General features: G+C 65.3%; 21 protein-coding genes. 15 read left to right on the forward strand and 6 right to left on the reverse strand.

Features of this window, described 5'->3' with window-relative positions:
• Window positions 1-34: 34 nt before the first annotated feature.
• The 5 genes from scpA to JY451_08345 are packed head-to-tail and all read left to right on the forward strand — an operon-like array spanning window position 35 to window position 6,409.
• Window positions 35-2,239 (forward strand): methylmalonyl-CoA mutase, encoded by a 2,205-nt coding sequence (gene scpA / locus JY451_08325; protein ID QZH73789.1) that lies wholly within the window; start codon window positions 35-37, stop codon window positions 2,237-2,239.
• On the forward strand, window positions 2,236-2,562 hold the full coding sequence (locus JY451_08330) for a DUF1311 domain-containing protein (protein QZH73790.1): 327 nt from the start codon (window positions 2,236-2,238) through the stop codon (window positions 2,560-2,562). The genes scpA and JY451_08330 overlap by 4 nt, the downstream gene beginning before the upstream one ends.
• 36 nt (window positions 2,563-2,598) lie before the next feature.
• Window positions 2,599-4,665: an acetyl/propionyl/methylcrotonyl-CoA carboxylase subunit alpha gene (locus JY451_08335; protein ID QZH73791.1), complete on the forward strand. Its 2,067-nt coding sequence runs from the start codon at window positions 2,599-2,601 to the stop codon at window positions 4,663-4,665.
• 8 nt (window positions 4,666-4,673) lie between these two features.
• Window positions 4,674-5,453 (forward strand): enoyl-CoA hydratase/isomerase family protein, encoded by a 780-nt coding sequence (locus JY451_08340; GenBank protein ID QZH73792.1) that lies wholly within the window; start codon window positions 4,674-4,676, stop codon window positions 5,451-5,453.
• Between the two features lie 26 nt (window positions 5,454-5,479).
• The gene (locus JY451_08345) at window positions 5,480-6,409 is read left to right on the forward strand and encodes a polysaccharide deacetylase family protein (protein ID QZH76648.1); all 930 of its coding nucleotides are present in this window, start codon (window positions 5,480-5,482) and stop codon (window positions 6,407-6,409) included.
• A gap of 163 nt (window positions 6,410-6,572) precedes the next feature.
• Here the strand turns inward: JY451_08345 and JY451_08350 are convergent, their stop codons facing one another.
• Genes JY451_08350 through JY451_08365 form a run of 4 tightly spaced genes read right to left on the reverse strand, consistent with a single transcriptional unit; the run spans window position 6,573 to window position 10,292 of the window.
• Window positions 6,573-7,013 carry a DUF2721 domain-containing protein gene (locus JY451_08350; protein QZH76649.1) on the reverse strand — a complete coding sequence of 147 codons (441 nt, stop codon included), beginning with the start codon at window positions 7,011-7,013 and terminating at the stop codon, window positions 6,573-6,575.
• Window positions 7,014-7,041: 28 nt separating this feature from the next.
• Complete coding sequence (locus JY451_08355; protein ID QZH73793.1) at window positions 7,042-8,073, reverse strand: mannose-1-phosphate guanylyltransferase; 1,032 nt, start codon at window positions 8,071-8,073, stop codon at window positions 7,042-7,044.
• Between the two features lie 54 nt (window positions 8,074-8,127).
• Window positions 8,128-8,877 carry a hypothetical protein gene (locus JY451_08360; GenBank protein QZH73794.1) on the reverse strand — a complete coding sequence of 250 codons (750 nt, stop codon included), beginning with the start codon at window positions 8,875-8,877 and terminating at the stop codon, window positions 8,128-8,130.
• Window positions 8,874-10,292, reverse strand: a complete 1,419-nt coding sequence (locus tag JY451_08365) for a sulfatase-like hydrolase/transferase (GenBank protein QZH73795.1) — start codon at window positions 10,290-10,292, stop codon at window positions 8,874-8,876. Before JY451_08365 ends, JY451_08360 begins: the two co-directional genes overlap by 4 nt.
• A 102-nt stretch (window positions 10,293-10,394) precedes the next feature.
• Here JY451_08365 and JY451_08370 point away from each other — a divergent pair, with 102 nt between their 5' ends.
• Together JY451_08370 and JY451_08375 are read left to right on the forward strand one after the other, a co-directional pair.
• Complete coding sequence (locus JY451_08370; GenBank protein ID QZH73796.1) at window positions 10,395-13,886, forward strand: hydantoinase B/oxoprolinase family protein; 3,492 nt, start codon at window positions 10,395-10,397, stop codon at window positions 13,884-13,886.
• A complete protein-coding gene (locus JY451_08375; GenBank protein ID QZH73797.1) occupies window positions 13,883-14,854 on the forward strand; it encodes a DUF2891 domain-containing protein in 972 nt (323 codons plus the stop codon). The genes JY451_08370 and JY451_08375 overlap by 4 nt, the downstream gene beginning before the upstream one ends.
• Here JY451_08375 and JY451_08380 read toward each other — a convergent pair.
• Together JY451_08380 and JY451_08385 are read right to left on the reverse strand one after the other, a co-directional pair.
• Complete coding sequence (locus JY451_08380; GenBank protein QZH73798.1) at window positions 14,851-15,189, reverse strand: winged helix-turn-helix transcriptional regulator; 339 nt, start codon at window positions 15,187-15,189, stop codon at window positions 14,851-14,853. The genes JY451_08375 and JY451_08380 overlap by 4 nt on opposite strands.
• Entirely contained in the window at window positions 15,186-15,848 is a 663-nt protein-coding gene (locus tag JY451_08385; GenBank protein QZH73799.1) for a peroxiredoxin, read from the reverse strand. Before JY451_08385 ends, JY451_08380 begins: the two co-directional genes overlap by 4 nt.
• Window positions 15,849-15,921: 73 nt before the next feature.
• Between JY451_08385 and JY451_08390 the strand changes: the two genes are divergently transcribed.
• The 8 genes from JY451_08390 (at window position 15,922) to JY451_08425 (ending at window position 22,274) form a co-directional block, all read left to right on the forward strand.
• Window positions 15,922-16,854, forward strand: a complete 933-nt coding sequence (locus JY451_08390; protein ID QZH73800.1) for an MBL fold metallo-hydrolase — start codon at window positions 15,922-15,924, stop codon at window positions 16,852-16,854.
• Window positions 16,851-17,300, forward strand: coding sequence for a YeeE/YedE family protein (locus JY451_08395; protein QZH73801.1), 450 nt, complete (start codon window positions 16,851-16,853; stop codon window positions 17,298-17,300). Before JY451_08390 ends, JY451_08395 begins: the two co-directional genes overlap by 4 nt.
• On the forward strand, window positions 17,297-17,500 hold the full coding sequence (locus JY451_08400) for a DUF2892 domain-containing protein (protein QZH73802.1): 204 nt from the start codon (window positions 17,297-17,299) through the stop codon (window positions 17,498-17,500). Before JY451_08395 ends, JY451_08400 begins: the two co-directional genes overlap by 4 nt.
• 1 nt (window position 17,501) lies before the next feature.
• Complete coding sequence (locus tag JY451_08405; protein QZH73803.1) at window positions 17,502-17,918, forward strand: YeeE/YedE family protein; 417 nt, start codon at window positions 17,502-17,504, stop codon at window positions 17,916-17,918.
• The gene (locus tag JY451_08410; protein QZH73804.1) at window positions 17,918-18,331 is read left to right on the forward strand and encodes a TIGR01244 family phosphatase; all 414 of its coding nucleotides are present in this window, start codon (window positions 17,918-17,920) and stop codon (window positions 18,329-18,331) included. The genes JY451_08405 and JY451_08410 overlap by 1 nt, the downstream gene beginning before the upstream one ends.
• 14 nt (window positions 18,332-18,345) lie before the next feature.
• Complete coding sequence (locus tag JY451_08415; GenBank protein ID QZH76650.1) at window positions 18,346-19,551, forward strand: NAD(P)/FAD-dependent oxidoreductase; 1,206 nt, start codon at window positions 18,346-18,348, stop codon at window positions 19,549-19,551.
• 43 nt (window positions 19,552-19,594) lie between these two features.
• A complete protein-coding gene (gene sulP / locus JY451_08420; GenBank protein QZH73805.1) occupies window positions 19,595-21,451 on the forward strand; it encodes a sulfate permease in 1,857 nt (618 codons plus the stop codon).
• Between the two features lie 193 nt (window positions 21,452-21,644).
• Window positions 21,645-22,274, forward strand: a complete 630-nt coding sequence (locus JY451_08425; protein QZH73806.1) for a peroxiredoxin — start codon at window positions 21,645-21,647, stop codon at window positions 22,272-22,274.
• Window positions 22,275-22,348: the final 74 nt, after the last annotated feature.

Genomic DNA, 22,348 nt, shown 5'->3' on the forward strand with positions numbered 1-22,348 from the left:
CCCCCGGCCCCCTCCCGCAAGCGGGAGGGGGGGCATGACCACCAAATCCGACTGGCAGACCGCCGCCGCGAAGGAAGTCAAGGGGCGGGACCTGACCTGGCACACGCCCGAAGGCATCGCCGTGCAGCCGCTCTACACGGCGCAGGATGCGCCAGAAGACGCAGGCCTCCCCGGCTTCGCGCCATTCACCCGCGGCCCCTATGCCTCGATGTACACCGGCCGCCCGTGGACGATCCGGCAGTACGCGGGTTTCTCGACGGCGGAGGAGAGCAACGCCTTCTACCGCCGCAACCTCGCGGGAGGGCAGAAGGGGCTGTCGGTCGCCTTCGACCTCGCCACCCATCGCGGCTACGATTCCGATCATCCGCGCGTCGTCGGCGATGTCGGCAAGGCCGGGGTCGCCATCGATACGGTGCGCGACATGGAGATCCTGTTCGACGCGATCCCGCTCGATACCATGTCGGTCTCGATGACGATGAACGGCGCGGTGATCCCGGTGCTGGCCTTCTATATCGTCGCGGCGGAGCGGCAGGGGGTGGCGCAGGAACAGCTCAGCGGCACGATCCAGAACGACATCCTCAAGGAGTTCATGGTCCGCAACACCTACATCTACCCGCCCGAGCCTTCGATGCGGATCGTCGGCGATATCATCGCCTACACCTCCGCGCACATGCCCAAGTTCAACAGCATTTCGATCAGCGGCTATCACATGCACGAAGCCGGGGCGACGGCGGTGCAGGAACTCGCCTTCACCATCGCCGACGGCAAGGAATATGCCCGCCGCGCCATCGCCACCGGGCTTGATATCGACGCCTTTGCCCCGCGCCTCAGCTTCTTCTGGGGCATCGGGATGAACTTCTTCATGGAGATCGCCAAGATGCGCGCCGCGCGTACGCTGTGGCACGATGTCATGACCGAGCTGGGCGCGAAAAGCGAAAAGTCGAAGATGCTGCGCACCCATTGCCAGACATCGGGGGTTAGCCTGCAGGAGCAGGACCCATACAACAACGTGATCCGCACCACGCTGGAGGCGCTCTCGGCCGTGCTCGGCGGGACGCAGAGCCTGCACACCAACGCGCTCGACGAAGCGATTGCCCTGCCGACCGATTTCTCCGCCCGCATCGCCCGCAACACGCAGCTGATCCTGCAGGAGGAAAGTGGGGTGTGCAATGTGGCCGATCCGCTGGGCGGTTCGTACTATATCGAGGCGCTGACGGCGGAGATCACCGAGAAGGCGCGCGAACTGATTGCCGAAGTGGACGCGGCGGGCGGGATGACCCGGTATGTCGCTTCGGGCAAACCCAAGGCGGCGATTGAAAGCGCGGCAGCGGCGAAGCAGGCGAGCATCGACCGGGGCGAAACGGTGATCGTCGGGGTGAACAAGTACCGCCTCGCCACCGAAGACCGGCTGGACACGCTCGATATCGATAACCACGCCGTGCGCGCGGGGCAGGTGGCGCGGCTGGCAGCCGTGCGGGCCGGGCGCGATGAGGCGGCGTGCCAAGCGGCGCTCAAGGCGCTGGCGGAAGGGGCAGCCCAGCGTGCGAGTCCCCGCGCAGGCGGGGACCTCCCAGCCGATGGCGCTCCCCGGCCTGAGACCCCCGCCTTCGCGGGGGATCACAATCTGCTGCAATTGGCCATCGAATGCGCCCGCCACGATGCCACCCTTGGCGAAATTAGCGCCGCGATGGAGGATGTGTTCGGCCGCTACGAAACCCGCCCCACTCCGGTGCGCGGTATCTATGCCAGCGCCTATGCGGGCGATGCGCGGTACGAGCAGGTGGTCGCGGGCGTCGAGGCGGTGGCGCGGCGGCTCGGTCATACCCCGCGCGTGCTGGTCGCCAAGATGGGGCAGGATGGGCACGATCGCGGGGCGAACGTGATCGCCAGCGCCTTTGCCGACATGGGGTTCGACGTGCTTTCCGGCCCGCTGTTCCAGACGCCCGAGGAAACCGCGAAGCTGGCGCTGGACAACGCGGTGGACGCGGTGGGCGCGTCATCCTTGGCGGCGGGCCACATGACGCTTATCCCCGAACTGATCCAGCACCTGCGCGCCGCAGGCCGCGCCGATATCAAGGTGGTGGCCGGCGGCGTGATCCCGCCGCAGGACTACGATTTCCTCCGCCAGGCCGGGGTGCAGGGGATCTACGGCCCGGGCACGAATGTGGTCGAAGCGGCAGCGGATTTGTTGCGGCTGCTGGGGCACAATATGCCGCCTTTGGGGGAGAGGATCGAATGATTCTTGCACTGCTCGCGCTGGCGACGCTTCAGGTTGACCATGATCCCCGTTGCGATTCTACGGTCTACAATGAGCTTCTAGGTTGTGCTTACGATGCTTGGCAAACAGCTGATCAAGAGCTCAACGAGCAATGGCGCCGAATGCCGCATCCTGAGAGACTTATCGAGGCACAGCGAGCTTGGTTGGTGTGGCGCGACTTGGAGTGCACTTCCCAGAATGGTGCGATTGGCGGTCGAGAAGAGCTCATCTGGCAATACGGTTGTCTCGCTGAACTAACTAATGACCGCACCAGACAATTGCAGACCCAATACCGCTGGCTGTGAGGCTTGCTGAAAACTGAGAGGGGCCAAGAGAGCCACATGTTCACCAAAATCCTCATCGCTAATCGCGGCGAAATCGCTTGCCGGATCATCCGCACTGCACGCCGCATGGGCATTGCCACGGTCGCGGTCTATTCGGATGCCGATGCGCGCAGCCCCTTCGTCCAGATGGCGGATGAGGCGGTGCATATCGGCCCGTCGCCCGCTAGCGAAAGCTATCTGGTCGCCGAGAAGATCATCGCCGCGTGCAAGCAGACCGGCGCGCAGGCCGTGCATCCGGGCTATGGCTTCCTCTCCGAACGCGCGAGCTTCGTCGAAGCACTCGCCGCAGAGGGCATCGCCTTCATCGGCCCCCCCGCCAATGCCATCGCCGCGATGGGGGACAAGATCGAGAGCAAGAAGCTCGCGCTCAAGGCAGGCGTCAATGTCGTCCCCGGCTTTGTCGGCGAGATCGCCGATACCGAGCACGCGGTGCGGATCGCGGGCGAGATCGGTTATCCGGTGATGATGAAGGCCTCTGCGGGTGGCGGCGGCAAGGGAATGCGGCTGGCGTACTCCGAAGCCGATGTGCGCGAAGGGTTCGAGGCGACCAAGCGCGAGGGGCTGAACTCGTTCGGCGATGACCGGGTGTTCATCGAGAAATTCATCCTCAACCCGCGCCATATCGAAATCCAGATCCTCGGCGACCAGCACGGCAATATCCTCTACCTCAACGAACGCGAATGCTCGATCCAGCGCCGCCACCAGAAGGTGGTGGAGGAAGCGCCTTCGCCTTTCGTGACGCCGAAAATGCGGCAGGCGATGGGCGAGCAATGCGTCGCGCTGGCGCGGGCCGTGGGCTACTTCAGCGCGGGGACGGTGGAACTGATCGTCTCGGGCGCGGACCCTACGGGGGAGAGCTTCTACTTCCTCGAGATGAACACCCGGCTGCAGGTGGAACACCCGGTGACCGAAGCGATCACCGGGATCGACCTCGTCGAACAGATGATCCGCGTGGCGGCGGGCGAGGCGCTGGCGTTTACGCAGGTCGACGTCGGCATCAATGGTTGGTCGATCGAGAACCGGGTTTATGCGGAGGACCCCTATCGCGGGTTCCTGCCGAGCACGGGCAGGTTGGTGCGGTATCGCACTCCCCTCCCGCTTGCGGGAGGGGCCGGGGGTGGGCCTGAAATTGGCGCGCACTCCGACATGCCCACCCCCCAGCCCCCTCCCGCAAGCGGGAGTGGGAGTTACATCCGCGTCGATGACGGGGTCACCGAAGGCGGGGAGGTGTCGATCTTCTACGATCCGATGATCGCCAAGCTGATCACCTGGGCACCGACCCGCGAGGAAGCCGCCGATCTCCAGATCGCCGCGCTCGACAAGTTCGAGATCGAAGGCCTCGGCCACAACATCGATTTCCTCTCCGCACTGATGCAACACCCGCGCTTCCGCAGCGGCGAGATCACCACCGGCTTCATCGCGGAGGAATATCCCGATGGCTTTACCGGGGCGGAGACCTCGCCCGAACTGCTGCGCACTATCGCGGCGCTGATCGCCGGGGCCGAATGCACCCACCGCGCCCGCGCCGGGCGGATCAGCGAGCGGCTCAACGGTGCGCCGTCGCCCGGATCGGACTGGGCCGTGAAGCTGGGCGGAGCGCAATATGCGGTCACGCTGGGTGACGGCGGCGCGCATGTCGATGGCGAGTGGGTCGCGGGCACCTGGGACTGGCAGCCGGGAATGCGGCTTTCCACCGCCAGTGCCGATGACACCGAACTTGGCGTGCAATTGCAGCGCGACGGAGCCTGGTGGAAGCTCACCACCCGCGGCGCGCGCCATCGCGGCATGGCGCTCCCTGCGCGGCACGCCAGCCACGCCGCGCACATGCTGGAGAAGGTGCCGCCCGACACTTCCAAGCTGCTGCTCTGCCCAATGCCCGGCCTGCTGGTGAAACTGCACGTCGGCGAAGGCGAAGCGGTGGAAGCTGGTCAGCCGCTCGCCACGGTGGAAGCGATGAAGATGGAAAACATCCTCCGCGCCGAAAAGTCGGGTAAGGTCGCGAAAATCAACGCTGCCCAAGGCGAAACGCTGGTGGTGGACGCGGTGATTCTGGAACTCGAATAGGAACCCCGATGGCTTACGAAACGATCACCACCCGCACCCACGGTGCTGTCACCGTCATCACCCTCAACCGCCCCGAAGCGCTGAACGCGCTCAACAGCACGGTGCTGGCCGAACTGAGCGACGCTTTCGCCGCCTTCGAGGCCGTTGCGGGGCAGCATTGCGCCGTCGTGACCGGATCGGGCGACAAGGCCTTTGCCGCCGGTGCCGACATCAAGGAAATGGCCGACAAGCCTGCCGCCGATTTCTTCCTCGAAGATTTCTTTGCCGGCTGGAACACGATGACCGCCAGCACCCGCAAGCCGTGGATCGCGGCGGTCAACGGCTTTGCGCTCGGCGGCGGCTGCGAGCTGGCGATGATGGCCGATTTCATCATCGCTTCGGAGAATGCCAAGTTTGGCCAGCCGGAAATCCGCCTCGGCGTCGCCCCCGGCATGGGCGGCAGCCAGCGGCTCACCCGCGCGGTGGGCAAGGCCAAGGCGATGGACCTGTGCCTGACCGGGCGGATGATGGACGCGGCCGAAGCCGAGCGCGCCGGGCTGGTCAGCCGCGTGGTGCCCCACGCGGACCTGCTGGAGGAAGCAATCAAGGCCGCCGAGGCGATTGCGGCAATGCCGCCGATGGCCGCGATGGTGAACAAGGAACTGGTCAACGCCGCGTTCGAGACCACGCTGGCGCAGGGGATGCTGCACGAACGTCGCCTGTTCCAGATCCTCACCGCCACCGAGGACCGGGTGGAAGGGATGAAGGCTTTCGTCGAGAAGCGCCCGGCGGCGTGGAAGGGGCGCTAGGCGCTGTGTTGCGCGCGTTTTGCGCCCTGTTGCTGGCCTTTGCGCTCGCCGCCTGCGCGGCAGTGCAGCCCAGCTCTGGCGAGAAGCGCATAGCACTGACCTTCGACGACATTCCGCGCGATGCCGGGGCCTTCCTCGACCGCGGCGAGAGACCCGCCATGCTGCGCGCGGCTTTGCGCGAGGCGGGGGTGGAGCAGGCCGCGTTCTTCATCAATCCCGCCAGCCTGAACCGGCATCCTGACGGGGTGACACAGATCCTCGCTTATGCCGCCGATGGCCACGTGCTCGCCAACCATTCGAACACCCACCCCGCGCTCAGCCAGACCCCGGCGGCGGACTACATCGCCGATATCGATGCGGCGGAGGCATGGCTCTCGCAACTGGAAGGCCACCGCCCGTGGTTCCGCTATCCCTATCTCGACGAAGGACGCAATGATGTGGCCAAGCGCGATGCGGTGCGCGCGGCGCTGGCCGAGCGGGGGTTAGTCAACGGCTATGTCACCGTCGATGCCAGCGACTGGTTCTACGAGCAGGCGGCCATCGATGCCACCGCGGCAGGGCAAGCAATCGACCGGGAAGCGCTGCGCGACCTCTATGTCGAAAGCCATGTCGAGGCGGCGGAGTTCTACGATGCGCTGGCACAGCAGGCGCTGGGCCGCTCGCCTGCGCACGTTATGCTGCTGCACGAGACCGATCTGGCCGCGCTCTATATCGGCGATCTGGTGGCGGCGCTACGGGCGAACGGCTGGACGATCATCTCCGCCGACGAGGCCTTCGCCGATCCCATCGCGCCTCTCGCCGCGACCTACGACACGCCCTCTGCGCAGGGCACCCTGACCGAGCAGATTGCCTGGCAGCGAGACCTACCCGCGCCGCGCTGGTATGCCCGCAACAATACCGATTTCGCCCAGACCGAATTCGACCGGCGTGTGCTCGGGGGCGCGCGCCAGGACTAAAGCCAACCGCGCAGGATCATTCCGACCAATCCCAGCGTGGCCACATTCGCCGCCCGGATACCCGCCATCCTGAGCAGACGCTGCAAAGGGGGGATGGGTCACCCAGCAGTGAAACTCCTCGTCAGCCACTTTCCCGTTCCGTTTCGCGACGTGCGAGATGACTCTAAAGCTTCCGCCCTTTTTCCAGATAGCTCTCTGGGATCCGCAGTGCCGCCGTCGCCTCCCGGGTTTCGCGCAGGAAGGTCAGCAGCGCCGCCATCAGCAGGCCGATGGCGCAGATGAACGTGCCGGCCGCCACCGGATTGAGCCCGGCGTGGGCGAATTCCTCCACGAACAGCAGCATCACCGTGACTCCGATCGCCAGCCCAGCCAGCACCAGCAGCAGCAGCGCCCGACCGATCAGCGCGATGCGGTGATCGAGCGTGCGGATTTCACGCACAACCATGTCGTGCTCCATCCCCTCGGTCGTGCTATGCAGCTGCTGCAGTTCGCGGCTGCGATCGACCACCCGGCCAAGCCGCTGGGTAAGCGTGGCGATGAGGTTGCCGATCGCGACCAGCACGAACACCGGCGCCAGCGCCAGCTGGATGGTCTGGGCGATCATCCCGTCGCTGCCGATCAGCCCGCCCATGCTACTGGTTACTCGCCCCGGTCAGCTTGCCGACTTTCTGTGCGCCCGCCATGCTGGTGACCAGCACTTCGTTGCCATCGACCACCACGGCCACATCGGAAAGCCCGATCACCGAAATGCGCGGGCCATCGGTATCGGCGAGGACATTGGTGCAATCGATCAGCTCGACATTGCCGCGCACCCGGTTGCCCTGCGCGTCACCTTCGCGCGCATCGCGCAGCGCAGGCCAGCCGCCGATATCGGACCAGCCCATCGACACCGGCACCATCGCCGCGCGGTCGGTGGCTTCCATCACCGCGTAATCGACCGATTCAGATTCGACTGACGCAAAGGGCTCTGGAGCGGGATGAAAGCGCGCGCCATCCTCCCGGCCTTCGCTTACCGATTGCCGCGCCGCCGCAGCGAGCGCCGGGCGATGACGCTCCAATTCCGCCAAGAAAGCCCCGGCGCGGAAGGCGAAAATCCCGCCGTTCCAGCTGTAGCCGCCGTGGGCGAGAAACTGGCTCGCACGCTCCAGATCGGGCTTTTCGACAAACCGCTCCACGGCGTAACCACCTGGCAATTCCTCGCCGCGCAAGATGTAGCCATAGCCGGTTTCGGGATGGGTCGGAGTGATGCCGAAGGCGACCATGTAATCCTGTGCGGCCAATGCAGCAGCGGCCTGCGCAGCGGCGCGGAAGGCTGGGACATCGGCGATATGGTGATCGCTCGGGCAAACCAGCATCACCGCATCTGCGGGCAGCAGCAGCGCGGCGAGCGCAATGGCGGCGGCGGTGTTCTTCGCTTCGGGCTCCACCACGATCCGCGCCTGCGCCCCGTGCAACTGTTCCTCGACATGTTCCAGATGTGCCGTGCCGGTGACGATCGTCGGCGCGGCGAATTTCGCGGGGTCAGCGCAGCGCGCGAGCGTCTGTTCGAACAGTGTCGTTTCCCCCACCAGTGGCAGGAACGGCTTGGGCTTGACCTTGCGGCTGCGCGGCCAGAGCCGGGTGCCGCTGCCGCCGCACATGATGACAGGATGGATCAGGGTCATGCTGGGCCTTCGTAAACGCGGTTTCATTGCGAATAGCGCGATGGCGCAGAATTGCTACCGCCGGGTGAAATCCTGCCGCCAGCCGTAGCGCGCGGGCACCGGATTGCCCGCCGCGTCGGTGGCCGGGTTAAAGCGGATGCGCTCGATCACCAGCGGGCAGACCAGCGCGTTGGTGGCCGGGTCCGGGCCGGGATTGGTCACGCTGCAATCCGAAGCGCGCCCGTCCACTCCCACGGTGAAGGCTACGGTTACCGACGTTCCATAGCGGATTTCTCGACCGCCTGCGGGAATCGGGAAATCGCGCGCCGCATCGATCCGGCCCGAACGCACCGATGGCCCCACGGCCACCGCGCCGCCAGTCCCCGATCCGCCGCGCCCGCTGCCGGTGCCGCTCCCTGTTCCGCCAGCGCCGGTGCCGTCGCCATCATTGCGCGCGCCGGAATTGTTCTCCGCGCCAGTGGAGGAGGCGCGCGGCGCGGGGCTGGGGCGCGGTAGCGGGTTTTCAGGCGCGACAACCGCGCGCGGCGTCGCCTCGCGCCCCTCCTCGCCCGCCGCGCCTTCGTCCGGCGCAGGCGGGGAAATGCTCGGCTCAACTTCGGGCTCTTCGTAGGTGCGCACGGTAACGGTGACGATCGAGGTCGCCTGCTCGATCACGCTGGCGGTGAATTCGGGCACCAGCAGCCGCGCAAGTCCATATAGCACCGCCAGGTGGAACAGCACCAGCAGCAGCACGAGCTTCCAGTCCAGCCGCTTGCGGGTCGCGGCAAAGCTGGGCGGCGGCTGGTCGTCGGGCACTTCGATCATGGATTGGGCGAACCGAACCTGTCGACCATTTCGCCGGGGCTGAACTGGTAGCTGCGCGCGGTCGGATCGTTCAACATCCTCGCGTTCCAGGCATCGAAAGCATCGCGCAGTTCGGCAAACAGGTCAGGCATCCGGGTCTTGAGATTGGCGCGCTCCATCGGATCGTCAACGACGTTGAAGAGGAATTCGTTTCCGCGGATCGACAGGTATTTGAACGGCCCCCGCCGCACCGCCTTCTGGTCTCCCGACAGGTAACGCCAGAACAGCGTGCGTTCGGGCATGGCACCGCCAGCCAGTGCGGGGCGAATATCCACCCCGTCGCTGGGGAACGCCGGATCGGGAGCGCTGCCTGCGGCGGCAAGGAAAGTCGGCAGGAAATCCATCGACAGCGCCGGGGTGTCGCTTTCGCTGCCCGGCGGCGTGAGGCCCGGCCACTTGACGATGAAAGGCACCCTGATCCCGCCTTCGAGTAGTTCGGTCTTGCGCCCGTTGAACGGCCAGGTGTCCGAAAACCGCTCCCCGCCGTTGTCGCTGGTGAATACCACCACGGTATCCTGTTCCAGCCCCAGTACGGCCAGCCGCGCCAGCACCCGGCCAATGTTGGCATCGAGATTGGTCACCATAGCGGCATAGGTTTCCATGTCGCCGCCGTCGAAATGGGTGATCGTCAGGCCGAGCCTGTCCGGTGGAAGATCGGCGAGCCGCGCGGATTCGGCGCGACCCTGCGCGTCGTTGGCTTCCCACGGCCAGTGCGGCGCAGTGAAGTGCAGCGAGAGGAGCCAAGGCTTGTCTGCTTCGGCGGCGCGGGCGTCGAGGAATTCAATGCTGCGGTCCGCCAGCAGATCGGTGTAATAGCCGACCCGCTCGATCGGCACGTCGCCATCCCACAGATCGCGCGCATTATTCACTTCATGGGTGAAGTAATCGACCCCGCCGCCGCGGTTGCCCCAGAACTCGTCGTAACCGCTTTGCAATGGGCCAAAGTCGGGCAGCGGCCCCATGTGCCATTTGCCGACCAGTGCGGTGTGATAGCCGCTGGCGCGCAGCAGCGATGGCAGGGTGGGATGGTCGGGCGGCAGACCGATGCCGGGCGTGCCCAGCGGCTCATCCAGGCCGATGCGAATGCGGTACTGGTATCGCCCGGTGATCAGCCCCACGCGCGTGGCGGAGCAGACCGCGCTGTTTGAATAGCCGTGGGTAAAGCGCATTCCCTGCGCCGCAAGCCCGTCCAGCACCGGCGTTTCATAGTCACGCCGTCCGTAACAGGAGAGATCGGCGTAGCCCAGATCGTCGGCCATGATGAACAGGAAGTTCGGCCTGCGTCCGGGTGTATGGGCCAGTCCCGGCACGGTCAGCGCCAGCGTGGCGGCTCCGGCGGCGCTCGCCATGGCGTTGCGGCGTGTGAATGTGGTCATCCGGCCCTCCCCGGCCCAATTTCTCCGGGCGCCATCCTGCCCGCGAAGAGGGCACGGCGCAACCGCTCGACGCGGGCGGAGCGAATGCCTAGACCGGCGCGCATGACCGGCTCCTATCGCTTCGCCATCGATCGCGGCGGCACCTTTACCGACGTAGTCGCGCAATTGCCCGACGGGCGGCTGGCGACGGCAAAGCTGCTTTCAAGCAACCCAGAGCACTATGCCGATGCCGCCAGCGAGGCCGTACGGCGGATCTTGGCCGAGCACGGTCCTGCCCCAATTTCCGAACTGCGGATCGGCACCACCATCGCCACCAATGCGCTGCTGGAACGGCAGGGCGCGAAAGTGGCACTGGCCATCACCCGCGGCCACCGCGATGCGCTGCGGATCGGCAATCAGGCGCGGCCGGATATTTTCGCCCGCCATATCGTCCTTCCCGAACGGCTCGAACGGCATGTGATCGAAATCGACGAACGGGTGGGCGCTCAGGGTGAAGTGATCCACCCGCTCGATGAGGAGTCCGCGCGGCGCGATCTGGTGGCCCTGCGCGAACAAGGGGTGGAAGCGCTCGCGATCATCCTGCTGCACGGCTGGACCTTCACCCATCATGAGGCAAGGCTGGCGGCAATCGCCCGCGAACTGGGGTTCACGCAGGTGAGCGCCAGCCATGAGGTCTCGCCGCTGATCCGGCTGGTGCCCCGCGGCGATACCACCGTGGCGGACGCCTATCTCTCGCCGGTGATCCGCACCTATGTCGAACAACTGGCCGCACGGCTGCCCGATCATGGCGCCCTGCGCTTCATGCAATCGAACGGCGGGCTGGCCGACGCCCATGCCTTTCGCGGCAAGGATGCCGTGCTGTCCGGCCCGGCGGGAGGCGTGGTGGGCATGGTGCAGACCAGTGCCGCGCTCGGCTATACCAAGCTGATCGGGTTCGACATGGGCGGAACCAGCACCGATGTCTGCCACTATGCGGGCGAGTATGAGCGGACCGGCAGCAGCGTGGTAGCAGGCGTCCGGATTGCCGCGCCGATGATGCAGTTGCACACGGTGGCGGCGGGCGGCGGCTCGGTGTGCTGGTTCGACGGGCAGCGGCTGCGCGTCGGCCCGCAAAGCGCAGGGGCGGACCCTGGTCCGGCCTGCTATCGGAAGGGCGGGCCGCTGACGGTGACCGACTGTAACCTGGTACTGGACCGGATCGACCCGGCGCAGTTCCCGCACGTATTCGGCGCTGAAGGCAATCTGCCGCTTGATCCCGAAGCGTCGCTGGCGCGGCTGGAGGAAATGCGCACCACGCTGCCGACGCCGGTAAGCGCGAAGGAACTGGCCGAGGCTTTCCTCGCGCTGGCGGTGGACGAAATGGCCAATGCCATCCGCAAGATCAGCACCGCGCGCGGGCACGATGTCTCCAGCCATGCGCTCGCCAGTTTCGGCGGCGCAGGCGGGCAATTCGCCTGCCGCGTGGCGGACGAACTGGGAATGGCAACAGTGCTGGTCCACCCGCTCGCCGGGATGCTGAGCGCCTACGGCATCGGCCTTGCCCCGGTGGTGGCAATCCGCGAGGCGGGGGTGGTGAAGCCACTGGTTGAAGATTTTTCGGCGGCGCTCGCCATGCTGGAGGAGCAGGCCAAGGGCGACCTGTTGGCGCAGGGCATCTCTGCGGATCGCATATCGCTCACACCACGCCTGCGGCTCCGGTTCGAAGGCAGCGATACGACGCTCGACCTGCCATTGACCGACGATGCCGATGTCGCGTTCCGCACCCAACACCGCCACCGCTTTGGCTGGTCGGACGACAACGCTCCGGTAGTGCTCGAAGCCCTGAGCGTGGAAGCGCAGGGGAGCGCCGGGGGGCTGGACGGTGTGGAGGCGGCGGAGACAGGCGACGAAGCCGAGGTAACCGGCCCGGCCATGATCGCCGGAGACGGCTCTACCCTGATCGTCGAGAAGGGCTGGCAAGCACGGCGGAGATCCTGCGGCAGCTATGTGGTCACCCGCACTGCCTCGCGCGCGCAGCATCAAGCAGAAAGCACGCCTGACGATCTTGCGGTCGATCCGCTCCGCCTTGCGCTGTTCAACAATCGCTTCATGGCGATTGCCGAAGAAATGGGCGTGGTGCTCGAAGCCACGGCCAGCTCGGTCAACATCAAGGAACGGCTGGATTTCTCCTGCGCGCTGTTCGATGCCGAGGGGTCGCTGATCGCCAATGCGCCGCATATTCCGGTGCATCTGGGCAGTATGTCGGCGAGTATCCGCCGTGTGATTTCAAATCGCGCCGAGAGCGCGCGCGGCATTCGGCGCGGCGATGCCTATTGCCTCAACGATCCCTACCACGGCGGCACCCACCTGCCCGATATAACGGTGATCGTGCCGGTGTTCTGGAGTGACGGCAGCACCAGCCCCGACGCCTTCGTCGCCGCGCGCGGCCACCATGCCGATGTCGGCGGAATCGCGTCTGGCTCGATGCCGCCCGACAGCCGCAGCATCGATGACGAAGGGGTGCGGCTGGACGATGTGCTGCTGGTGGACGAGGGGCACCTTTGCGAAGCGGAGATGCGCGCCCTGCTCGGCTCCGGCCCGCATCCGGCGCGCAATCCGGATCGCAACCTGGCCGACCTGAAGGCGCAACTCGCTGCCTGCGCGCGCGGGGCGGACCTGCTCAAGGCGGCGGCGTCAGAGCATGGCGGGGAAGTGGTCGCCGCCTATATGGGCCACGTGCTCGACAACGGCGAAGCGGCGGTGCGGGCGCTGTTGCGTCACTTGCCCGAAGGCCGGTTCAGCTACGCGATGGACAACGGTGCGCAGGTTTGTCTGGCTATCACTATCGACCGAGACAAACGTATGGCGCTGTTCGATTTCGCCGGGACCAGCGACCAGTTGCCCGACAATTTCAACGCTCCTGAAGCGATTACACGCGCTGCTGTGCTCTATGCCCTGCGCTGCCTGATCGACGACGAGGTGCCACTGAACGACGGTTGCCTGCGCCCGGTCACCCTGCGCATTCCGCCCGGATCGATGCTTGCGCCGCAGCCGCCCGCGGCGATCGTGGCGGGCAATGTCGAGACCAGCCAGGTCGTCACCGATTGCGTGCTCGCCGCCTGCGGGGCCCTGGCACCGTCACAAGGAACGATGAACAATTTCACCTTCGGCGACGCGACGCGGCAATATTATGAAACGATCTGCGGCGGGTCGGGCGCGGGGCCGGATTTCGACGGCACCAGCGCGGTGCAGACGCATATGACCAATTCGCGCCTGACCGATCCCGAAGTGCTCGAAACCCGGCTGCCGGTGCGGGTGGAAAGCTTTTCGATCCGCGAGGGTTCGGGCGGCGCGGGGCTACATCGCGGCGGAGACGGAGTTGAACGGCGGATCGCCTTCCTCGAACCGATGCGGGCGCAGATCCTCGCCAATCGCCGGCTGGTGGCCCCGCGGGGGATCATGGGTGGCGGCGACGCGCATCCGGGGGATACCTTTGTCGAGCACGACGATGGTTCGGTCACCACGCTGGGCGCAACCGGCGCGGCGGATGTCGGGCCGGGGGATGTTGTGGTGATCCGTACGCCTGGTGGTGGCGGCTATGGGGAAGCGGAATGAAGCTCGGCGCAGTATTAGCCGCGCGCTTCGCCCGCACCGCGCTGGGGCATGTCGCGCAGGAATATCCCAACAAGCTCGATCATGTGATGGTCGGGCCAGAGGATGCCCGTTCGCCGCGCGAACTGCACCCCGCCTTCTACGGGAGCTATGACTGGCATAGCTGTGTCCATAGCTGGTGGACGCTGTTGACCATTCGTCGCCTGTATCCCGGCTTGCCCGGAGCGGCACAAATCGCCGCGCTGGCAGAGGAGACGTTGAGCGAGGCCAATCTCGCGGCCGAATTGTCCTATGCCCGGCGTCCGACCGCGCGCGGGTTCGAGCGGCCCTATGGCTGGGCATGGCTGCTCTACCTGCAGCTTGAGGCCAGTCGTCATGAAGGTCACGGATGGGCCGATCGACTGGAGCCGCTGGCTCGGCACTTCGCGGCAGGCTGGCGCGATTACCTCGCTACGCTAGCGCATCCGATCCGTCACGGTGCGCATGCCAATACGGCTTTTGCGCTGCGAATCTCACTTGAATGGGCGAGAGTCTTCGATAGCGATTTGGCCGGATTGATCGAGCAGTCGGGCAAGAGGTTCTTTGCCGAGGATCGCGCCCTGCCCTGCAACGAACCCGGAGGCGACGAATTCCTTTCGCCGATACTGGTGGAAGCCGCGCTCATGCGGCAAATGCTTGCGCCGGATGACTTTGCCGGGTGGTTTGCTGCTTTCCTGCCGCACCTCGATAGAGGCGAACCGGTGGCATTTTTCACGCCCGCACTTGTCACCGACCCGACCGACGGCAAGGCCGCGCATCTCGATGGCGTAAACTTCACCCGCGCCTGGTGCTGGCGCGAACTGGACCTGCCCGATGAGAATGCCCGGCACCACCTCGCCGCGTCGATGGGCGCGGTGGACGGCGATTACATGGGCTCGCACTGGCTGGCGAGCTTTGCGCTGCTGGCTTTGCTGGCCGGAGAAAGTCGCTAGGTCAGGCGAGCAAAATTGGCCGCTCCGGCGGCGCGGCGGCGGGCAGGCGGGGCCGGTGAAGCATTGTCTCCGGCAAACTGGCCCAGGGCAGCGGCCAGTGCGGAAAGGCTTTTGCCATCCAACTTGTAATAGACCAGCTTCGCATCCTTGCGGGTTTCCACCAGATCAGCGGCGCGCAGCACGGCGAGTTGCTGCGAGAGTGAAGGCTGGGTGATACCAGTCGCCTGCTCGATCTCGCCGACATTGCGTTCCCCACTCTGCAATGCTTCGAGAATGCGGAAGCGCAGCGGATGGGCGACGGCTTTCAGCGCCTCGATCGGCGGCTCGGCGCTCACTTGCCCCTCCCCTTCGCGGGCTTGGCATCGCGCAGGAACCAGTCACCATCGCCCTTGGCGCGATAGACATCGTCGAGGCCGGTGAGTGGCGGGGCGAGTAGCGCGTCCCCCGGCTGCCAGTTGGCAGGGGCGAGCGCACCCTGCGCATCTACCGCCTGCAAGCCATCGAGCAGCCGCAACATTTCCGGCACTGAACGACCGACATTGGCGGGGTAGCAGGTCATCGCCCGGATCGTGCCTTCGGGATCGATGAAGAAGGTGGTACGCACTGTCGCGCTGTCATCGTCCTGCGGGTGGACCATGCCATAGGCGCGGCCCACCACCAGCGTCGGGTCTTCCACTATGGGGAAGCGCACCTCGACGTCGAAGCGGTCGCGGATCAGGCGCAGCCACGCGAGGTGCGAGAACAGGCTGTCCACCGATAGCGCCATCAGGTTGCAGTCGCGCGCAGCGAAGTCTTCCGCCCGCCGCGCCAGTTCGACGAATTCGGTGGTGCAGACCGGGGTGAAGTCCGCCGGGTGCGAAAACAGGATCAGCCATTTTCCGGCGAAGTCGGACAGCCGAACATCGCCGCAGGTGCTGCGGGCGGTGAAGTCAGGTGCCTGGTCGCCTATACGCAGACCAGCGCCAAGTGGCTGGAGAGTGGTTTCGTTGCTCATCGGCACTGACTAGCACTTGACAAATCGAATGCAAGTCATATACACATTTTATGTAATTTAATTGGAGATTGCGATGAGCGCCACCGATTCTGCACTCGCCAAGGCCCATGCCCTCGTCGAGCGCGCGCAGGCCGATGCCGCGCTGCGCCCGGAAGTGACGGGTTTCTTTGACGAAGCGACTTTTACCGTCACCTACGTCGTCACCGACCCGGCGACGAAAGAAACAGCGATCGTCGACTCGGTGCTCGACTTCGACCCGTCTTCGGGCCGCACGGGCTTTGATGCCGCGAACCGCGTGATCGATCATGTTACTACACATAATCTGAAAGTGACATGGCTGCTGGAAACCCACGCTCACGCCGATCATCTTTCAGCCGCGCCCTACCTCCAGGAAAGGCTTGGGGGCAAGATCGCTATCGGTGAGCATATCACGACGGTGCAGGACGTGTTCGGCAAGCTGTTCAATACCGGCAGCGATTTCGCTCATGACGGTTCGCAATTCGACGTGCTGTTTGCTGACGGCGATACCTTTGCCATCGGCAACCTCGAAGTCGAAGTGCTGCACGTCCCCGGCCACACCCCCGCCTGCATTGCCTACGTCGTGGGCGATGCGGTGTTCGTCGGCGATACGATGTTCATGCCCGATTATGGCACCGCTCGCGCCGATTTTCCTGGTGGGGATGCCCGCAAGCTGTTTCAGAGCCTGCGCCGGATCCTCTCGCTACCGCCTGCCACACGGCTGTTCATGTGCCACGATTACCTCCCCAAGAACCGCAATCACTACGTTTGGGAAACCACCGTGGCGGCGGAGCGCGAAGGCAATATCCACGCGCATGACGGGGTGACCGAAGACGAATTCGTGCAGATGCGCGAAGCACGCGATGCGACGCTCGACATGCCGCGGCTGATCCTGCCGAGCGTGCAGGTCAACATGCGCGCCGGACATTTGCCCCCGGCGGAGGAGAATGGCGTGACCTACCTCAAGATTCCGGTGAACGCGGTATGATTATTCCCGGCTTCCCAGACGCAGCTCCCGTCGAAGGCCTGATCGGCGGCGGACTGATCGGACTGGCGGCAGCGATCATGCTGCTGGGCGTCGGCCGAATCGCGGGCGTTTCCGGCATCGCGGCCAAGGCGGCTGGCATGGGCGGCAGCGGGATGGACCGCACCAGCGCCTTTGCCTTTATCATCGGGCTGCCGCTCGGCGCCTTCCTAATTGCTCTGGCAATGGGCGGGTTGGAGCCCAGCTTTGCCGGCCCTGTTCCGCTGGTGATCGCCGGCCTGATGGTCGGCTTCGGCACCCGCGTGGGCAGCGGCTGCACAAGCGGCCACGGCGTCTGCGGGATCAGCCGCCTCTCGGTCCGCTCGATTGTCGCCACGCTGGTGTTTATCGGCACCGGCATAGCCACCGTCACGATAATGAATGCACTCGGCATGGAGGTACTGTCATGAGCAAGAATATGGGTTCGCTTGATCGCGGTTTGCGTCTGGTGGTTGCCATCGTCCTGGTGGCGCTGGCTGCGACGGGCGCGATCACCGGCACCTGGGCGATAGTCGCCTATGTCGTTGCCGCAGTGTTTGTCCTCACCAGTCTTGTCGGCACTTGTCCTGCCTACCTGCCGTTCGGCATCAAGACCTGCGCGAGAAGCTGACATGATGCGCCCCATTGTCACCCTTGTTGCCGGAACCGTGTTCGGCGCGGGTCTCACTGTCGGCGGGATGACCGATCCGGCGCGGGTGCGCGGGTTCCTCGACCTGTTCGGCAATTGGGACCCGACCCTCGCTTTCGTCATGGGCGGAGCGCTGGTGGTGATGGCGATTGCCTGGCGGATCGTTCCCGGCATGGCGCGGCCCTTGTTCGATGAAGGGTTTCACGTTCCGACATCGAAAGATCTCGATCCGAAATTGCTGGGCGGTGCGGCGCTGTTCGGGATAGGCTGGGGCGTGGCTGGCCTGTGCCCCGGTCCGGGTTTCGCCGCGCTCGCCATCGAGCCGGTCAGCGCGGCGATCTTTGTGGTCGCGCTGCTGGCAGGGATGGCACTGCACCGGTTGATGGAAGGCAAGGCGTAATGGATATTCGGCAAGTAGACGAGACATTCGCGGTCGCCCCGCAAGTGCAGCCGGAGGATATGGCGGCGCTGGCGGAGCTGGGTTTCACCACGGTGATGTGCAACCGCCCCGACGCCGAGGAACCCGGCCAGCCGCCGCTGGCAGTGCTGCGCGCGGCGGCAGAGGCTGCGGGGCTAGAATTCCATCATGTGCCGGTAAGCGGCGGAATGTTCCCTTCCGAGGCGCTCGCCGAATTCCGCCGCATCCGGCAGGAAGCGACCGGACCGGTGCTCGCCTATTGCCGCAGCGGCACCCGTTCGATCACGATGGATGCGCTGGCCAACCCGATGGACCTCCCCGTCGAAGAGCGGATCGCACGCGCGGCGGCGGCGGGGTATGATCTCTCCAGCCTTGCCGGGCATCTTTCGTCGTGAACGCCAGCCATGAGATCGTTATCGTCGGCGGTGGCGCGGGCGGTATTGCCGTCGCCTCCTCGCTGCTGGCGCGGCGACCGGGGCTCGATATTGCGATCATCGAACCGGCGGAGGATCACTTCTACCAGCCCGGCTGGACGATGGTGGGCAGCGGGGTGTTCCAGCCCGAACAGACGCGCCGGGCCATGGCCGATGTCATGCCGGACCGCGCCAAATGGCTGCATGGCGCAGCCGCCCGCTTCGATCCCGAACGCAATCTGGTCACGCTCGAAGACGGGTCCGAAATCACTTATCGCCTGCTGATTGTTTCCCCCGGCATCCGGCTGGCCTGGGAGAAGATTGCGGGGCTGGAAGAGACGCTGGGCAAGAACGGCGTCACCTCCAATTACCGCTACGATCTCGCGCCCTACACCTGGGAACTGGTGCAGGGCCTGAAGAGCGGGCGCGCGATCTTCAGCCAGCCGCCGATGCCGATCAAATGCGCAGGCGCGCCGCAGAAGGCGATGTACCTCTCGTGCGATCACTGGCGGCATACCGGGGTGTTGAACGCCATCGACGTGCAGTTCCGCAATGCAGGCGGCGTGCTCTTCGGGGTCGAGGCCTATGTCCCGGCGCTGATGGAATATGTCGAGAAATACGGCATCGGGCTGCGGCTCGGCAGCAATTTGGTGAAGGTGGACGGGCCGAACCGGCAGGCGACCTTCGCCACTGCCGAAGGCGAGGAAGTGGTGGAATTCGACATGCTGCATGTCGTCCCGCCGCAGGTCGCGCCCGACTTTATCGCCAGTAGCCCGCTCGCGGCGGCCAGCGGATTTGCCGATGTGGAGCATCACACGCTCCAGCATGTGCGCTATCCCAATGTCTTCGCGCTGGGCGATGCCGGCGGCATGCCCAATGCCAAGACCGCCGCTGCCGTGCGCAAGCAGGCGCCGGTGGTGGCGGTGAACGCGCTCAACGTGCTCGACGGCAAGCAGCCGACCGTGGGCTATGACGGCTACGGCTCCTGCCCCCTGACGGTAGAGCGCGGCAAGATCGTGCTGGCCGAATTCGGCTATGGCGGGGTGCTGCAGCCCAGCTTTCCGAAGTGGCTGATCGACGGCACCAAGGCGCAGCGCCTCTCATGGATGCTGAAAGCCGATGCGCTGCCGTGGATCTACTGGAACGGGATGCTCAAGGGCCGCGAATGGCTGGCGGGACCGGGCAACCTCATCGCGCCCTGATTTTCTTGCGCGGCAGTAACCTTTTGCAGCCGAAGGACGTTTAATGTCTATCGATAAGCCCGACGGGTCGCACCTGGCCGCTTCGCCCCCCGAAGCGGTCTCTCCCGAAGGGCCGCGGGCCAGCGCTTCCCCCCGAGCAATCGGTGCGCTGGCCCGCACCTTTCCCATTCTCGACTGGGGCCGCCGCTACAACAGCGCGGTGCTGACCAACGATCTGGTGGCGGCGGTGATCGTCACCATCATGCTGATCCCGCAAAGCCTTGCCTATGCGCTGCTGGCGGGACTGCCGCCGGTGGTCGGCCTCTATGCCAGCATCCTGCCGCTGGTCGCCTACGCCATTTTCGGCACCAGCCGCACGCTGGCGGTGGGGCCGGTGGCGGTGGTCAGCCTGATGACCGCGAGCGCGGCGGGTGCGGTAGCGGCACAGGGAACGCCCGAATACTGGGAAGCGGCGATCACGCTGGCCGCGCTTTCGGGCGTGATGCTGGCAGTGCTGGGGGTGCTGCGGATGGGCTTCCTCGCCAACCTGCTCTCTCATCCCGTCATCAGCGGCTTCATCACCGCGAGCGGAGTGTTGATCGCTACCAGCCAGGTGAAGCACATTCTCGGCATCTCGGCAGGCGGGGACAATTGGCCCGACATGCTGGGCGGACTGGCCTCGACGATAGGGGAAACGAATGTCTGGACGCTGGCGATCGGCATACCGACCACCCTGTTCCTGTTCTGGGTGCGCAAGGGATTGAAGCCTGCGCTGGTCAAGCTGGGCCTGAAACCGCGCACCGCGGAAATCGCGGCCAAGGCAGGACCGGTGTTCGCAGTGGCGGTGACAATCCTTGCCGCGGTAGCGCTGGAGCTGGGCGAAAAGGGCGTGAACCTTGTCGGCGCGATCCCCGCCGGGCTGCCACCCTTCGCTCTGCCCTCTACCGACCTCGCGCTGATCGAGCAGCTTTGGGTGCCCGCGCTGCTGATCTCGATCATCGGCTTTGTCGAAAGCGTCTCGGTGGCGCAGACCTTGGCCGCCAAGCGGCGCCAAAGGATTGCCCCCAATCAGGAACTGATCGGCCTCGGCGCATCGAACATCGCCAGCGCCCTTTCCGGCGGCTATCCGGTGACCGGCGGCTTTGCCCGCTCGGTGGTGAATTTCGATGCCGGGGCCGAGACCCCCGCCGCCGGAGCCTACACCGCCGTGGGCATCGCGCTCGCCAGCCTGTTCCTTACTCCGCTGTTGTTCAGCTTGCCGATTGCCACCCTGGCGGCAACGATCATCGTTGCGGTGCTAAGCCTGGTCGATCTCAAGACCCCGCGCCAGTTGTGGATCTATTCGAAGCCCGATTTCGCCGCGCATATGGCCACCATCGGCGTCACGCTGCTGGCGGGAGTCGAGCTTGGCGTGATCGCGGGGGTGGCGGTGGGCCTGCTTCTCTACCTGTGGCGCGCCAGCCGCCCGCACGCCGCGATTGTCGGGCGGGTGCCGGAGACCGAACATTTCCGCAATGTCGAGCGGCATCAGGTGTTCACCGCGCCGCATGTGCTCTCGATCCGCATCGACGAAAGCCTGACATACCTCAACGCCCGCTGGCTGGAGGAATATGTGCTGGAGCGCGTGGCCGAACGGCCCGAGCTGCGCCACGTGATCCTGATGGCCAGCGCGGTCAACGAGATCGATGCCTCAGGGCTGGAGAGCCTCGAAGCGATCAACCACCGGCTGGCGGACGGCGGGATCGGGCTGCACCTGTCTGAAGTCAAAGGCCCGGTGATGGACCGCCTGCAACGCACCCATTTCGTCGAAGAACTCAACGGCAGGGTCTACCTTTCCCAATCGCGCGCCTTTGCCGAGCTGCTGCCGGATGACGGGTCTGCCACTGGCCCACCCGACGACTTTGCGCGCGGGATGATTTGAGAGAAGGCAGTGCAGATTCGGCGGTATTCACTTTACGAAATTCAATGATTAATAGCCAATTTCCTTGCCAAATATCGCCAATTCCCTGGCAAATGCACATTATGAGATAATCGTTTAGTGTAAGTTGATAATTGAATTTGCCGATCATCCGACGGGCGCGTATCACGCCCCTATCAATCAACGGAGAATCGACATGAGCCTGCACATTGGCGACACCGCCCCCGATTTCACTACCGACAGCACCATCGGGCCGATCAGCCTGCACCAGTGGGCAGGTAACAGTTGGGTGTTCTTCTTCAGCCACCCGGCCGATTTTACGCCCGTTTGCACCACCGAAATGGGTGCCACCGCGCGGCTCGCCGGGGAGTTCGCCAAGCGCAACGTGAAGCCGCTCGGCCTCTCTACCGATACCGCTGCCGAGCACCGCGCGTGGATCGCCGATGTCAACGAAACGCAGGGCGTGGACCTGCAATTCCCGATCGTCGACGATGCCGACCTGAAGATTGCAAACCTCTACGACATGATCCATCCCGGCCAGAGCGAAACTGCTGCCGTGCGTTCGGTCTTCATCATCGATCCCGCCAAGAAGATCCGCTTGATGATGACCTATCCGATGAGCGTGGGGCGCAATTTTGCCGAGATCCTGCGGGTGATCGACAGCCTGCAATTGGCCGATCGCGCGGGCGTCGTCACTCCGGCAGACTGGGTGCCGGGCGGCGATGTCATCATCCCGCCTTCGGTAAGCGACGAGGACGCGAGGGCCAAATTCCCGCAGGGCTTCACCACCCTCAAGCCGTACCTGCGGATGACCAAGGTCGATTGACCTGCTGCCTTGCCGGTGCGTCCTACCCTCCCGGGACGCATCGGCATCCCTGTTGCAAACACCGCAACACCTGG

The organism is Erythrobacter sp., assembly GCA_019739335.1.
GTDB lineage: Bacteria > Pseudomonadota > Alphaproteobacteria > Sphingomonadales > Sphingomonadaceae > Alteraurantiacibacter.